Annotated in this window: 17 protein-coding genes; 9 read left to right on the top strand and 8 right to left on the bottom strand. The window is 70.9% G+C overall.

The genetic code is table 11. From position 1 onward, the window contains the following. Window positions 1-135: 135 nt before the first annotated feature. Both B1991_RS10720 and B1991_RS10715 read left to right on the top strand, forming a co-directional pair. Complete coding sequence (locus tag B1991_RS10720) at window positions 136-1,800, top strand: L,D-transpeptidase family protein (protein WP_246031135.1); 1,665 nt, start codon at window positions 136-138, stop codon at window positions 1,798-1,800. Between the two features lie 227 nt (window positions 1,801-2,027). Further along, window positions 2,028-2,273: a hypothetical protein gene (locus B1991_RS10715; protein WP_136258725.1), complete on the top strand. Its 246-nt coding sequence runs from the start codon at window positions 2,028-2,030 to the stop codon at window positions 2,271-2,273. Here B1991_RS10715 and tsaA read toward each other — a convergent pair. Beyond that, a complete protein-coding gene (tsaA, locus tag B1991_RS10710; protein WP_136258724.1) occupies window positions 2,268-2,831 on the bottom strand; it encodes a tRNA (N6-threonylcarbamoyladenosine(37)-N6)-methyltransferase TrmO in 564 nt (187 codons plus the stop codon). The genes B1991_RS10715 and tsaA overlap by 6 nt on opposite strands. Before the next feature lie 45 nt (window positions 2,832-2,876). Between tsaA and B1991_RS10705 the strand changes: the two genes are divergently transcribed. Both B1991_RS10705 and B1991_RS10700 read left to right on the top strand, forming a co-directional pair. Further along, window positions 2,877-3,251 carry a YciI family protein gene (locus B1991_RS10705; protein ID WP_136258723.1) on the top strand — a complete coding sequence of 125 codons (375 nt, stop codon included), beginning with the start codon at window positions 2,877-2,879 and terminating at the stop codon, window positions 3,249-3,251. Beyond that, entirely contained in the window at window positions 3,251-4,003 is a 753-nt protein-coding gene (locus B1991_RS10700) for an HAD family hydrolase (RefSeq protein ID WP_136258722.1), read from the top strand. The genes B1991_RS10705 and B1991_RS10700 overlap by 1 nt, the downstream gene beginning before the upstream one ends. On the opposite strand, the gene B1991_RS10695 is transcribed toward B1991_RS10700, so the two are convergent. Together B1991_RS10695 and B1991_RS10690 are read right to left on the bottom strand one after the other, a co-directional pair. Continuing rightward, entirely contained in the window at window positions 4,000-4,254 is a 255-nt protein-coding gene (locus tag B1991_RS10695) for a hypothetical protein (RefSeq protein ID WP_136258721.1), read from the bottom strand. The two genes, B1991_RS10700 and B1991_RS10695, sit on opposite strands and share 4 nt — an antisense overlap. Before the next feature lie 79 nt (window positions 4,255-4,333). After that, the gene (locus B1991_RS10690; RefSeq protein WP_136258720.1) at window positions 4,334-6,286 is read right to left on the bottom strand and encodes a winged helix-turn-helix domain-containing protein; all 1,953 of its coding nucleotides are present in this window, start codon (window positions 6,284-6,286) and stop codon (window positions 4,334-4,336) included. Between the two features lie 185 nt (window positions 6,287-6,471). On the opposite strand from B1991_RS10690, the gene B1991_RS10685 reads away from it, so the two are divergent. The 4 genes from B1991_RS10685 to B1991_RS10670 all read left to right on the top strand — a co-directional run bounded on the left by B1991_RS10685 (window position 6,472) and on the right by B1991_RS10670 (window position 8,707). Then, complete coding sequence (locus B1991_RS10685; protein ID WP_136258719.1) at window positions 6,472-6,789, top strand: hypothetical protein; 318 nt, start codon at window positions 6,472-6,474, stop codon at window positions 6,787-6,789. Between the two features lie 48 nt (window positions 6,790-6,837). Then, window positions 6,838-7,866 carry a PD40 domain-containing protein gene (locus B1991_RS10680; protein ID WP_136258718.1) on the top strand — a complete coding sequence of 343 codons (1,029 nt, stop codon included), beginning with the start codon at window positions 6,838-6,840 and terminating at the stop codon, window positions 7,864-7,866. A 147-nt stretch (window positions 7,867-8,013) separates the two neighbouring features. Then, complete coding sequence (locus tag B1991_RS10675) at window positions 8,014-8,463, top strand: putative toxin-antitoxin system toxin component, PIN family (RefSeq protein ID WP_136258717.1); 450 nt, start codon at window positions 8,014-8,016, stop codon at window positions 8,461-8,463. Window positions 8,464-8,518: 55 nt separating this feature from the next. Then, the gene (locus B1991_RS10670; RefSeq protein ID WP_136258716.1) at window positions 8,519-8,707 is read left to right on the top strand and encodes a CPXCG motif-containing cysteine-rich protein; all 189 of its coding nucleotides are present in this window, start codon (window positions 8,519-8,521) and stop codon (window positions 8,705-8,707) included. A gap of 8 nt (window positions 8,708-8,715) precedes the next feature. Here the strand turns inward: B1991_RS10670 and pncA are convergent, their stop codons facing one another. Then, complete coding sequence (gene pncA, locus B1991_RS10665) at window positions 8,716-9,345, bottom strand: bifunctional nicotinamidase/pyrazinamidase (protein ID WP_136258715.1); 630 nt, start codon at window positions 9,343-9,345, stop codon at window positions 8,716-8,718. Window positions 9,346-9,436: 91 nt separating this feature from the next. Here pncA and B1991_RS10660 point away from each other — a divergent pair, with 91 nt between their 5' ends. Continuing rightward, the gene (locus tag B1991_RS10660; protein ID WP_136258714.1) at window positions 9,437-9,814 is read left to right on the top strand and encodes a hypothetical protein; all 378 of its coding nucleotides are present in this window, start codon (window positions 9,437-9,439) and stop codon (window positions 9,812-9,814) included. A 4-nt stretch (window positions 9,815-9,818) separates the two neighbouring features. Here B1991_RS10660 and cls read toward each other — a convergent pair whose 3' ends face one another. The 4 genes from cls to B1991_RS10640 all read right to left on the bottom strand — a co-directional run bounded on the left by cls (window position 9,819) and on the right by B1991_RS10640 (window position 13,981). After that, window positions 9,819-11,210 carry a cardiolipin synthase gene (cls, locus tag B1991_RS10655; protein ID WP_136258713.1) on the bottom strand — a complete coding sequence of 464 codons (1,392 nt, stop codon included), beginning with the start codon at window positions 11,208-11,210 and terminating at the stop codon, window positions 9,819-9,821. An 18-nt stretch (window positions 11,211-11,228) separates the two neighbouring features. After that, window positions 11,229-12,596: an FAD/NAD(P)-binding protein gene (locus tag B1991_RS10650; protein ID WP_136258712.1), complete on the bottom strand. Its 1,368-nt coding sequence runs from the start codon at window positions 12,594-12,596 to the stop codon at window positions 11,229-11,231. A 32-nt stretch (window positions 12,597-12,628) separates the two neighbouring features. After that, window positions 12,629-13,207, bottom strand: a complete 579-nt coding sequence (locus B1991_RS10645; protein WP_136258711.1) for a cysteine dioxygenase — start codon at window positions 13,205-13,207, stop codon at window positions 12,629-12,631. A gap of 207 nt (window positions 13,208-13,414) precedes the next feature. Further along, window positions 13,415-13,981 (bottom strand): energy transducer TonB, encoded by a 567-nt coding sequence (locus B1991_RS10640; RefSeq protein WP_246031134.1) that lies wholly within the window; start codon window positions 13,979-13,981, stop codon window positions 13,415-13,417. Window positions 13,982-14,033: the final 52 nt, after the last annotated feature.

The following is a 14,033-nucleotide window of genomic DNA, read 5'->3' as shown; positions in this document are numbered from 1 at the left end:
GAACGGCTGGGTGGGGGCGGGCATGCGGTCGTCGATGCTAACAGCCCCTTGTTAAGAACCCGTCGGGCGGCAGCTGCTTGCGCGCGCAGGTGGCTGTGCTATGACAGGGCGGTCTTCCTTGCGCAGGGCCGTGCCGTGCCGTCCAGATTTTTCCGTGTCGTCCGGGGCATCGCCCTGCTGGGCCTGCTGCTGGGAACGGCGCTGCACGCGCAACAGCCTGCGCCCGAGCCGCCGCCGGGGCCGGTGGCCGAGCAGATCCGCGAACGCATCGAGCAGTGGCGCGCGGCGCATGCCGATGCCGCCGCGGCCCAGGCGCCCGGCAACGCGGTGGCGGCGTTCTACGAACAGAACCGCTTCGCGCCGGCATGGACGCAAGCGGGCAATCTCGACCAGTTGCTGGCCGCGCTGCGCGACGTGGCTGGCGACGGCCTCGACCCGGAGGACTATGCGCTGACCGAACTGCGGCGCCGGCGCGTCGTGCTCACCGACCCGCAGGCCACGGCGCAGCAGCGCGCGCAGTTCGACCTGCTGGCCACCGATGCCTGCTTCGCCGCGCTGCTGCACCTGTATCGCGGCAAGGTCGATCCGGCCACGCTGGACACGCACTGGAACTTCGACCCGCGCCAGCTCGACCAGGCGCGGGGCCTGCAGGCGGTGCGCGAGGCGCTGGCGCAGGGCACGCTCGGCGAGCTGTTCGCGCGGGCGCGGCCGCAGCACCCGTACTACGCCCAGCTGCGTGCGGCGCTGGCGAAGCTGCGCGAGGTGGCGGCGCAAGGCGGCTGGCCCGTGATCGCGAACGGCCCCACGCTTAAGCCGGGCAGCCGCGATGCGCGCGTGCCGGCGCTGCGCCGGCGCCTGCAACTGGCTGGCCATGCGCTGGGCGATGCCGCGGACGACCTGTACGACCCGGCGCTGGAGGCCGCGCTGGAACAGTTCCAGCGCGAACAGTACCTGGCCGCGGACGGCCACCTGGGCAAGGCCACCCTGGCCGCGCTGAACGTGCCGGTCGCCGCGCGCATCGAGCAGCTGCGCGCGAACCTGGAGCGTGCACGCTGGCTGCTGCACCAGCTGCAGGGCGATTTCGTGGTGGTCGACATCGCCGGCTACCGGGTCACCTACTACAAGGACGGCAAGCCGGTGTGGCGCTCACGCGTGCAGGTGGGCAAGCCGTACCGCAGCACGCCGGTGTTCAAGTCGGCGATCACCTACCTCACGCTCAACCCCACCTGGACGGTGCCGCCGACCATCCTGAAGAACGACATCCTGCCCAAGCTGCGCAGGAACCGGGGCTACCTCGCCGCCAACCGCATCCGCGTGCTGGACGGCCAGGGCCGCGAGCTGGCGCCCGCCAGCGTGGACTGGGCCAACCCGCGCGGCATCGTGCTGCGCCAGGACGCCGGCCCGGGCAATTCGCTGGGGCGGCTGGTGATCCGCTTCCCGAACGAGTACGCGGTGTACATGCACGACACCCCGCACCAGGAACTGTTCGCCAGCGAGCGGCGCACCTTCAGCTCCGGCTGCATCCGGGTGGAACGCCCGCGCGAGCTGGCCGAGCTGCTGCTGGACGATCCTGCGCGCTGGAACCGCACGGAGATCGACCGCGCGATCGACACGCTGCAGACGCAGACCGTAATGCTGCCCAAGCCGGTGCCGCTGCTGCTGGCGTACTGGACGGTGGACCTGCGCGGGGACGGCCGCGTCGGCTTCCGCCCGGACGTGTACCGGCGCGACCCGCCATTGCTCGCCGCGCTGGCGCGCCCGCGCGTGTCGCCGTGGCTGCCGGCAGCCTCGGCGCCCTGAAAAAAAAAGCCGCGCCGGCGGGGGTGCCGGACGCGGCCAAGGTCTGAACCGATCCACTGCCAGTGCATCGGGCGCCGGCGGCGGAGGTCCGCGGCGGCCGGGGCAGTGTGCCGGGCCTGCGTCTCACCGGGCGGGATTGCCCTGATCCCGGTCAGGGCGCGCGGGTGCGGCGGCGGGCACCATCGCGCCGGGCGGATGTGCCGCCCGCAACCCTGGAGATCGTACCGATGCTGTTCCAAGTGAAGGATTTTGCCGGTGACACCGGCGCCATCGCCGCCATCCTGCGTGCGCTCGACGCCAACGCGAAAGTCACCGGTGATCCCGCCGCGGGACAGATCGAGGTGGCCGCCCAGCTCACCTCCGGCCAGGTGATCACGGCCCTGCAGCAGGCCGGCTACGAGGCCGCCCGCGTGTCCGAGCCGCGGCAGATCCACGTCAGCGGCAGCAGCACCTGCTGCGGCAGCTGCTCATGAGCCGCTGACGTCCTCGCCGCGCGGCCGCATGCGCGGCTTGCGCGGCCCCGGCGCGGATTGCCAGCCCTGCGCCGCGTCGATCGCGTCGATCCAGCCGGCGCGCGCGGCGGGGAACGCGTCGGCGTAGGGCACGTACGGCTTGATGTCGAGGATCGGCGTGCCGTCCAGCAGATCCACCCCGCGCACGCGCAAAGCGCCTTCCTCCACCGTCACCAGCTCCACCGCCGACAGCCCGATCGCGTTCGGCCGGTGCGGCGAGCGCGTGGCCAGCACGCTGCGCTTGCCGCCGCCGCGCGGCGGGCGCACCTCGGCCTTCCAGCCCTCGCTGCGGTGGAAGGCGAACAGCAGCCAGATCCGCTCGAAACCGGCCAGGTCGCGATACGCCGCCGTGGGGAAACCCGCGACGAACTCGACCACCGCCTCGGCCGCCGCCTGCGTCTCGGTGCCTTCGACCACGGTGGCCTGGTGCGGCGCGTCGATGCGCTGCGCATACGGCGAACGCACGAACGCGATCGGGTCACAGGACAATTCGTCGGAGGTATCGGCGCGGGTGTTCATTGCGGCATTATCCCTCCTCGCCCCGCCTTCCCCGCCGAGGACGCCATGAAATATCTCGTGATGATCTATTGCGACGACCGCCTGCTGGACGCGCTGCCCGAAGGCGAGTTCGACAGCCGCATGAAAAGCTGTTTCGGCAAGGCCGACGCGTTGCGCGCGGAGGGGCAGCTGCTCGACTCGCAGCAACTGGAAGCGCCGGAAACCGCACGCACCGTGCGCGTGCGCAACGGCCGCACCAGCGTGGTCGACGGCCCGTTCGCCGAGACCAAGGAATACCTGGGCGGCTTCAACCTGATCGAGGCGGCCGACATGGACGAGGCGGTGCGCATCGCGCAGTCCTTCCCGTGGTCGCAGACCGGCGCCATCGAAATCCGTCCGGTGCGCGACATGGATGCGGTGCGCACGCGGGTCGGCGCCTGATGCTGCGACTGGTCGGCTTCGACGGCGACGACACGCTGTGGCACAGCGAGGGCTACTACCGCCAGGCCGGCGAGGCGTTCGCGGCGATCATGGCGCGCTACGTGGACGTGGCCGACCGCGAGGTGCACGCGCGCATGCTGGCCACCGAGCAGCGCAACCTCAAGCTGTTCGGCTACGGCGCCAAGGGCATGGCGCTGTCGATGGTGGAGACCGCCATCGCGGTCTCGGACGGGCGCATCGGCGTGGCCGACATCCACGCGCTGATCGAGCTGGGCAAGGGCGTGCTGCAGCATCCGGTGGAACTGCTGCCGGGCATCCGCGCCGCGGTCGAGGAAGTGGCCGCGAAGTACGAGGTGGTGCTGATCACCAAGGGCGACCTGTTCCACCAGGAGAAGAAGGTGGCGCAGTCCGGCCTGGCCGATTTGTTCCGCCGCATCGAAATCGTTTCGGAGAAGGACGCCGTCACCTACCACCGCGTGCTGGGCGAATTCGATCTGCAGCCGGCGCAGTTCGCGATGGTCGGCAACTCGCTGCGCTCGGATATCGAGCCGGTGCTGCGCCTGGGCGGCTGGGGCGTGCACATGCCCTACCACGTGACCTGGGCGCATGAACTGGAAAACGGCCTGGCCGCCGACGAGCCGCGCATGCTCACGGTGGATGCGCCCGCGGCCATCCCCGCCGCGGTGGAACGCCTGCGCGCGCTGGCTGCCGCGGCGCAGGGCGCGCAGCACCAGCCGGCCCGGCCCGCCTAATCGTCGAAACCGGTGTAGTCGTCGGGAAAGATCGGCGTGCCGTCCGCCTCCAGCCCGGTCATGTCGGCCAGCGCTTTCGCCGCGGCGGCTTCGGCCACCTCCTTGTCGCGGAAGCTGCGGTTTTCGCAGATCGCGTAGTACACCGGAAAGCCGTGGCCGCGTGGGGTGATCGCCAGCCACGCCGCGTAGCGCGAGCCTTCCAGGGTGGCGCCGGAACGGGCCAGGTAGTCGTCGAACGCGCGCTCGGCCATGGTCGTCGGTTCCGCTCGGAAAGCGTGCATTGTATCGGCTGGGTGCGGGGTCGCTGCCGATGCCGGCGCTTCCCGCGCCTCAGCGCTTGCGCGTGCCGTTCGCGGCGCGGAGCTGGTCGATGCTCAACGCTTCGCTTTCGCCCGGTGGCGGCAGGCCGATCTTCGCGCAGAAGGCGATGAAGCGCGGATCGTCGCGCAGGTTCAGGATGAGCGGATCGGTCGGCAGGAACAGCAGATCGTCGGTCGAGGCACGCTGCAACCATTCCACGGCGTGGGAGGCATCGCCGCGCAGGGCATGGATCTGCGCGATCAGGTACGGATCGGCGTTCGCCGCGGCCTCGCTGGCCAGGGCGTTCGCCAGCGCGGCGTCCGCGGCGGTGCGATCCGGCCCGATCTGGGCCGCCAGCGCCGTGTACAGGTCGCGGTGCTCCGACGGCATTTGCCGCGCGCTGCGCATCGCCTTGCCCGTGTCGCCACGCGCCAGGGCGACCGTCATGTGCAGGAACGCGGACGAGTAGCGCCACCGCGGGTTCGTCTGCGGCAGGCTTTCGACGGTGCCAAGGTACTTCTCCGCTTCGTCCAGCCGACCGGATGCCAGCAACAGCTTCGCGTACTGCTGGTAATTGATGATGTAGAGCGGTTCGATCGAAAGGAGATGCTGCCGCGACCGGATCGCTTCGCCCAGTTTCCCGACCTGGGCAAACACATAACCGCAGCCATTGAGGACGGTCCCGTCCTCGGGCGCCAGTTGCACGGCGCGACGGCATTCGGCCTGGGCGCCGCGGTGGTCGAAGCGGTAGACCATCAGATAGGCACGGGCCGCATGCGCCGCCCCCAGCCCGGGCGCCAGTTGCAATGCCTGATCCGCCGCGCGCGCCGCCTCGTTCATGTGTTCACGGGCTGCCTCGGCGGGCTCGTCCGAGAACGTGGCGACGGTGCTCAGCGACCCCGACAGGTGCGCCCAGGCCATCGCATAGCCCGGGTCGAGTTGCACAGCCCTGGTCATGTATTCGGAGGCCTGGCGGAAATCCTCGTCGTGCCAATGCTTCAAGCCCTGCAGATAGGCGTTGTAGGCATCGATGCTGCCGCTCGGCGGCCGGTCGTCGTGCGTCACGGATTCGCCGGGCGGCAGCAGCTTCACCTGCAGGGCGCCGATGACAGCGGACGCGATCTCGTCCTGCAGGGCGAACAGGTTCCGGTACGGGCGGTCGTAGTGCTCGGCCCACAGCGTGCTGCCGTCGGCGGCCCTGGTCAGCGCGGCGTTGATGCGCACGATGTCGCCCACGTGCTGCACGCTGCCGCTCAGCAGATAGGACACGCCCAGCTTGTGGCCGATGGTGCGGCTGTCGTCCTTGCTGTCGCGGAACTGGAAAGCGGAATCGCGACCGATCACCCTCAGCCCGCCGGAGCGGGACAGGGCGTTGATCAGGCTTTCCGACAAGCCGTCGGAAAAGAACTGCTGTGCCTTGTCGTTGCTGGCGTTGACCAGCGGCAGCACGGCGATGCTGCGCTCCGCCGCCGGCTTCGGCGCGGGCGGCGTACGCGGCCACCATCTCCAGCCGGCGAAGGCGGTCAGCGCCAGCAGCGGCAGCAACCACAGCAGGGTACGCGCCATGGCGTACCGGTCGCTGGCACGCCGCCGCATGGCCGGAGGCATCGTCGGCGCCTGCGACGCGGGTGCCGGCCTGGCTGGCAGCGGCGCGCCGGGCGCGGGTTCGGGGAGGTCGAAGCGGTAGCCCACGCCATGCACGGTGTGCAGGTAGCGCGCGGCTTGCGCGTTTTCGCCGAGCGCCTGTCGCAGCAGGGTCATCACCCGGTTCAGTACGCCCGGGGTGATGTGGCGGTGGCCCCAGACGGCATCGAGGATCTCGTCGCGGGTGAAGACCCGGCCGGGCGCGCCGGCGAGCAGCGCCAGCACGGCGAACGCCTTGGGCTCCAGCGGCTGCTCGATGCCGTCGTGCAACAGCCGCCGGCCTGCGAAGTCGATCTCGGATTCGCCGAAGGCAAGCGGAGCTGGCGTTGACGGGTCCATGACGTCCTGTGGCGGGTGGCGCACGTGGGTGGACGAAAACCGGCGCGGCGGGTGGCCCCTAATGTTTTCCCAAGGAATCCAAGCAAAGTCCAGTCTTTCCCGAGCGGCCGCCTCAAGACCTGCCGCGCCGCATCTCCGAAGCTGGGCGCGCCGGTCTTCGCCGGCATGCCATCGGGGAGCTCGCCATGAACCGCCGTATCCGTTTCGTCGCCGCCCTGTTCGCGGCCTTCGCCACAGCGGCCTTCGCCCAGCAAGGCCCGACGACGCTGCCGTCGGTCGGGGTCACCCGGTTCGCCACCGACTGCGTGCCGCTGCGCCTGCCCGCCCAGCGTCAGGTCGGCGAATGGGCCGGCCTGCACAACTTCGGCCAGGTCTATGCCGCGCGCGAGCGGCTGATGGCCCGGATCGGCCGCGCCTGCCGGCGGCACGGCGTCAGCCGCGTGCAGGTCGTGGTTCGGCAGGGCGAGCCAGGCGTCGTCGCCATCGCGCTGCAAACCCGCTGAGAAGGGTTCCTCTTTGCTGTCATCCATGCCACACACAAGGAGATACGCATGAACCGCAAGTACCAGCCATGTGCACTGGCCATCGTGGCCATGCTGTCCACCCATGCCTACGCCCAGCACTACGGCGCGTGGGGCAATGCGGTGCCCGCCCCGGGGATCAACAGCGCAGCTGCCGAAGGCTGCCCGATCGAATCGCCGGACGGGCGGAACCTGTATTTCATGTCCACCCGCAATGGCGGCCTGGACAACTGGCGCGCGACCTGGAATGCCCCGATGCACAGCTGGGACCACGTCACCAACCTGGGTGAGCCGGCGAATTCGCCCACCGCCGCCGACTACTGCCCCACGCCGCTGCCTGGCAAGTGGCTGCTGTTCGTCAGCTCGCGGCAGAACTCCGAGGACTGCGCCGGCTGCAAGGCGATGCCACCGCCGCCCGCCGGCAGCCCGCCGGCCGGCGACATCTTCCTGACCCGTGAAAACCCCGCGCACGGCTTCGGCACGCCGGTGGATCTGGGCGGCTACGCGGACGGCGGCCCGAATACGAAGGGTTCGGAATACAGCCCGTCGGTGGTGGAAACCGCCGAAGGTACCTTCCTGTACTTCTCCAGCGACGGCTATCCGGACAGCAAGAGCCATGACATCTACATGAGCCGCATGCGCGCGGACGGCAGCTTCGGGCCCGGGGTGCGCGTGGCCGAGCTGAGCAGCGACGCCGCCGACCTGATGCCGAACGTGCGCCGGGACGGGCTGGAAATCGTGTTCAGCAGCAACCGCGCCAGCGCCGATCCGCGCAACCAGGACATCTGGTATGCCACGCGCCGGAACACCCACTCGCCGTGGACCGTGCGCGGCCCGATCGAGAACACCGCGGTCAACACGCCGGACGGTGCGGAAACGCGCGCCACGCTGTCCGGCGACGGCACCCGCCTGTATTTCGGCCGCAAGCACTTCACCCAGGTGCCGGCCGACCCGGGCGACGTTTACGTCAGCACGCGGGTCAAGTTGAACGAGGGGCACGGGCATCGGCGCGGCCACCACCATCACGGCCGCGGCGGGGCCATGCATCCGCGGTGGTGAGGTGCGCTGCAGGCACCGGCCGGTTGCGCCGATGCCGTCGCGGTGCGCGCGAGGCAAGGCGGCAAGCGAACGCGTCCGACCCTGGCCGCAGGCCCCGGTCGGGGGCATGCCGTGCATCGCGTGGCCTGCTTGCCGCATCATGGCGCGATGACTGCCGAACCCTCGCCGCCGCGCATCGTGCTGGACACCAACGTGTGCCTGGACATCTTCCTGTTCGGCGACGCGCAATCCGCCGCGCTGCACGTGGCGATGCAGCGCGGCACGATCGAGGCGGTGACGCGCGCCGATTGCCGCGAGGAATGGCTGCGCGTGCTGCATTACCCGCAGCTGCCGGTCACCGACGCCGCCCGACCGGGGATCGAGGCGGCGTTCGATGCGCTGGTGCGCTGCCTGCCGGACGAACTGGCCACCGCCGCCGTGCCATTGCCGCGCTGCGCCGATCCGGACGACCAGAAGTTCCTGGAACTGGCGCAGGCGTCGGGCGCGCGCTGGCTGGTCAGCAAGGACAACGAGCTGCTCAAGCTGGCCCCGCGCTGCAAGCGCGACGCGCTGTTCTGGATCGGCCTGCCGCAGGCCTGGTCGCTGCGCCACGCTTGACGGGCGCATCACCCGGGTCCGTGCTGTACTGGGTCGTCCTCCGCGGAGACTCGCCATGCTCACCCCACACGCCATCGACTGTCCGTATTGCGGCGAGTCCATCGGCATCCTGCTCGACACCTCGATCCCCAGCCAGCAGTACATCGAGGATTGCCAGGTGTGTTGTCGCCCGATCACGCTGAGCGTGGAGGTGGACGAGGACGGCGTGGCGCGGGTGCACGTATCCGGCGAGAACGACGCCTGAGCGCTCTCCTACATGATGCCGATGCCTTGCGCCTGCAGCGCGGCGCAGGTGGCCGCATCGCTGGCCGGCGTGACCGGGCGGGAGAGCTCCCACAGCAGGTGCGTGCGAAAGCCCAGCGCCACGGCGTCCTGCGCGGTCCACAGCACGCACACGTCGCGCGCCAGCCCGCACACCACCACCTCGTCCACGCCACGCTCGCGCAGCCAGCCGGCCAGCCCGGTGCTGGGGCGCGTGCCGTGCGGGCCGTGGTTTTCGCGAAAGCCGCTGTAGGAATCCACGCCCGGGTCGCTGCCCTTGCGGAGCACCGCGTCCAGCGCCGACCAGTCCACCAGCGGATGCAGCGCGGCACCCGGCGTGCCCTGCACACAGTGATCCGGCCACAACGTCTGCGCATGGCCGTGCAGGGTGATCCCGTCGAACGGCGCATGACCCGGATGCGAGCTGGCGAACGAGACGTGCCCGCGCGGATGCCAGTCCTGCGTGGCCACCACATGGCGAAAGCGGCGTGCGCGCAGCAGCGCGTCGATGCCCTCGATGATCGCGTCGCCCTCGTGGCAGGCCAGCGCGCCACCGGGCATGAAGTCGGGCTGCACGTCGACCACGATCAGGGCCGTCGTGGCGGAAACGGCGTGACTCATGCAGACTGCTCCGGACGAGTGGAGCCGTGCAGTCTAGCGTGCGCGTGCGGCAGGTTGGCACGCTCGCGGCATCCGAAGGGGAACGAGAGCAGTGCATTACGACCAGTCATGGATGGGCAGCGGCATCATCGGCGGCCTGCAGGCCGGTGCGATCTCGGCGGCGGCGGGGTTGCTGTTGTTCCTGGCGCTGCACTGGCTGGGCCGCCGCCACGGCTGGAGCGCCGCGCGCAAGATCGGCTGGGCGTTCCTGCTGGCCTGCGTGCTCACCGTCAGCGGCGACCTGTGGGACATGTTCTATCTCAACTACGCCAACCTGCAGTCGATCGCCCTGCTGCAAGCGGTGTTGGCCGGCATGCACGATCCCGAACACCTCGGCCTGCGTGTGCTGTGCGAGTTGCTGGGCGTGGCGCTGGGCATCGGCGCGGGTTGGCTGCTCAGCGGCGGCGCGGCGCGCCACGAATCGTCCTGATCCCCTACAGCAGAGGGTCGAACAGCCGCGCCACGTGCATGGCCACGCGGCGCAGGAACGGCGCGCGGAGGTATTCCTCCTCGCCGATCGCCAGCGCGCGGGCGAAGTCCCTGGAGAGCATCGCCTCCACTTCGCCGGCGAACGCCCGGTCGACGACCAGTGCGCCGACTTCGAAGTTGAGCCGGAACGAGCGGCTGTCCAGATTCAGGCTGCCGATCGCGGCGGCATCGTCGTCGATCAGCAGCGCCTTCTGGTGCAGGAAGCCCGGCTGGTAGCGGAACATGCCGATGCCGGCGCGCACCGCGTGGTAGGCGTGCAGGGTGGAGGCGAGGAACACGGTGTGGTGATCCGGTCGCGACGGGATCAGCACGCGCACGTCGACCCCGCGCAGCACGGCCAGCTGCAGCGCCGAACGCACTGCCGTGTCGGGCACGAAGTACGGCGTGCTCAGCCACAGCCGCCGGCGCGCGGCGTGAATTGCCGCGGTGAAGAACAGCGAGCCGGTTTCCAGGGGGTCGGCCGGCCCGGCCGCCACCACCAGCGCGCTGGCATGGCCTTCGTCCTGCGGCGCGTCCAGCAGCGGCGGCAGCTGCCCGGTGATCCATTGCCAGTCGTCGGCGAACACCCGCTGCAGGTCGGCCACCGCCGGCCCGCGCAGTTCCAGCATGGTGTCGCGCCATGGCGACAGCGGCGGCTTGCGGCCCAGGTATTCGTCGCCCGCGTTGAGGCCGCCGACGAAACCGCGCGCGCCGTCCACCACCACGATCTTGCGATGGTTGCGGAAATTGAGCTGGAAGCGGTTGCGCAGACGATGCGTGGCGAAGCGGTGGATCGCCACGCCGCCTTCACGCAGCGCCTGCACGTAGCGGCGCGGCAGCGCATGGCTGCCGACGCCGTCGAACAGCACGCACACCTGCACGCCGGCGGCCGCGCGCTCGAGCAGCACCTGCTGCAGGCGCCGGCCCAGCGCGTCGTCGTGGATCACGAAGAACTGCACCAGCAGGCAGTGTTCGGCGGATGCCATCGCGGCCAGCATCGCCGCGAAGGTGCTTTCACCGTCGATCAGCAGGCGCAGCCGATGGCCGCTGCGAAACGGTCGCCGCTGCAGCGCGCTGATTGCTGCAAAGCGCGCGCAGGCCGGGTCGACGACGCTGGCCTCCGCGCTCGCCGGCAACGCCTGCGATGTCGGCGTGCCGTGGCCGGCGTGGTAGCCGAAGAACCGGCTGGAGCCCAGGTAGAGATACGGCAGCAAGGTCACGTAGGGCAGCAGCAACAGGCCGAGCATCCAGCCGATTGCGCCCTGCGGCGTGCGTGCGTGGCGGATCGCATGCAGGGCCGACAGCGCGCCGAGCAGATGCAGCGCGACGATGCTGGCGGGGAGGGCGCTGGCGGTCATGGTGACGGCCGCGCCGGTTCAGCCGGCCAGGATCTGGTCGGCCAGGCTGCGGGCCTGCTGGCGGATCTCCGGCATCGCGGTGGATTCCCACAAGCTGCCGCGCCGCAAGCTGCCGATGGCGAACAGATGCGGCCACGGCTGGCCGTCGTGATGCAGGCGGCCGTCGGGGCTGGCGACCAGGCCGAGGCCGAGCGGGTCGCCGGTGACGTGGGCATTGGTGAGCAACTGGCGCACCAGTCGATGACGGCTGTGCCGCACGTCGGTGGCCAGGCCGGTGGTCTGGATCGCCAGCTCGGCGTGCAGCACCTCGCTGTGCCCGGCGTGCCCGAACTGCAGCTGCAGGCCCTGATCGCTCGGCTCGGCAGCCTGCAGGCGGCCGCGCCGGCGCTGCAGGCGACCTTGCTGTTCGAGCGCGACGATCGCCTCGTGCACCTGCGGCGGCATGCGATGGCGCGCGCGTTCCCACGCCCAGCGGGCATGCCGCATGAAGCGTGCGCGCTGCTCGGGTGGCAGCTCGCCCCACAGGCCAGGCAGGTGCGGGCGCAGACTGTCGACGACGGTGCGCCACTCGGTGCCAGGCGACGCGATCGCCTCCCGCAGCAGATGCATCCAGCGGCGGATCTCCGGTCCGTCGCGCATGGCATCCACCAGCTCGGCGCTGTCGCCGGCAGGCGTGCCGGCGTGGGCCAGGTGCGCCTCGGGCAGCAGGCCGTGGCGCGAGGTGGCGACGAAGGCGGTGTGCGGCCAGCGCGCGGAGAGTTCCAGCAACACGTCGACCGCCGTGAGCCCCAGGCCGATCAACGCCACGGTGCGCGGTGGCGGCACCGCGTCGAGCTGCGCCAGCCACGGCCACGGGTCGACGATGTAGCGACCGCTGTCCAGCGCCGCCGCGCTCACGGCCTTCAGCGGCTGCGGCGGCAGTGCGCCCAGCGCCAGCACGGCGGCATCGGCGCGGTGGCTGCGTTCGCCGTGGATCACGGTGACGCCATCGCGTTCGGGCACCAGCGCATCGACCTCGAACGGCACCACGTTGACGTGATGACGACCACGCGCCTGGCCCTGCTGCAGCGCGCGGGCCACCTCGGCTTCCAGGTAGTCGCCGTAGCGCCGGCGCGGCAGGAAATCGGTGCCGCCGATCGCCGGGTCGTCGCGCTGCACGAAATCCAGAAAGCCCTGCGGCTTGCCGGCGAACATGCCCATCGACGCAGCGCGCACGTTCAGCAGGTGGCGCTCGGAGCCGGTGCCGTAGGCCACGCCACGCACCGATTCGCCGGCACCGGTGAACCAGTCCAGTTGCAGCGGCTGCGGCGGCTCGCGCTCCAGCAGCTCGCTGAGCAGGCTGGCGGCCGCGGCGCCGCCGCCGATGATGGCGACCCGTCGAAACATGCGGTTTCCCTGTTCCCCTGACGTGATGCCGGTCAGGCCGGCCAGTGCCCGGCCACGGCGCAGTCGGTGGTCCGTGCGGTCCACGGCCCGGCCGGCGCGGTCTGCTCGTACGCCTGATAGTGATTCAGTTCGCCGCCGTAGACGTGCAGGGTGAGCGCGGTCTCGTGCTGGGACAGGTTGCGGCAGCGGTGCACGTGGTTGGGGTCGCCCTCGAACCAGATGCCGTCGCCGGGGCCGAGCCAGTCGCGGCCCAGCGCGCGCAAGTCGCCCGAATCGGGGTCGCGGCGCCACGACTGCACTTCCAGCGCCCCGACCAGGGTCAGCTCCAGCCCCCACAGCCCGGCATGGTCGTGCACCGGCGTGCAATGGTTCGCCGGCCACGCCATTACCAGCATGCTGACCGGCGGCTGGTTGCGTTGCACCAGTTGCCAGCGACCGAGGCCTTGCCCGCGCCGCGGCAGGCGCGCCAGCCGCGTGGCGATCGCCGCGCTGTCGCGGTGCACCAGCTGCCCCAGTTCGCGCGCCATCGAAGCCAGGTCCGGGTGGGCCACGCTTGCGTGCTCCAGCGCAATCTCGCGCAACAGCTTCAAGGTTCGCCGTGGTCTGCCCATGCGGGCCTCCCAGCAGAATGAAGGGGCGCCAGTGGATCACGCCCCCGGTTAAAGTGGCGTAAGCCGGCCGCGCTGACGGGCTCCTCGGACCGATCGGGCTGAGCGCAGCCGCGCAGCGGCGAAGTCGAAGCCTCGCCGCACGCCGCTCTTCGACACCGCCGCTGCGCGACCACGCTCACAGAGATCGGTGCCTGGCGACCGCCGCGATCAGCCGCGCAACGTGAACGTGACCGGCACGCTGGCCCAGGCGCGTACCGCGTGCCCGTTGACGATCGCGGGCTGGAAGCGCCAGTGCGCCAGGACCTGTTCGCGGGCGCTGCGATCGAGCTCCGCGTGGCCGCTGCCGCGCATCACGGTGACCTCCAGCGGCTGCCCGGTTTCATCCACCAGCACGCGCAGTACCACCGTGCCCTGCAGGTGCTGGCGCAGGGCATTGCCCGGGTAGACGACCGGGTTGGCCACGTAGGCGAGGCTGGCCTCGATCGGAGCGACGGGGAGTGCCGGCACGCCACGGTCCTGCGCCGGCGCCGACGGGGCTTCGGCCACCGGGGCGGGCGTCTGGCCCTCGGCGACCGGCAGCGGCGACGCGTCGACCGTCACGGGGTGGGGCGCCACATGCGGCGTGGGGAGCACGTGCGGCAGCGGCTCGAGTTCCACGGGCGGCGGTGCGAGCGGCTGCGGCGGTGGCGGGATCAGGCGTACCAACGCCGCCGGAGCGTGCGTGGGCAGGGTCGGCAGCGATACCGGCAACGGTCGCGTGGCGATCAGGAGCACGGCATGGTTCTGTGCAATGGCCCGGGTGGTGTCTCTTTTTCACATCTCCCAT

The organism is Rhodanobacter lindaniclasticus (genome assembly GCF_004799035.1).
In the GTDB taxonomy this organism is placed as follows: domain Bacteria; phylum Pseudomonadota; class Gammaproteobacteria; order Xanthomonadales; family Rhodanobacteraceae; genus Rhodanobacter; species Rhodanobacter lindaniclasticus.
Note: the sequence above shows the minus strand (reverse complement) of the source record. Positions and strands in the feature narration are given on the sequence as shown.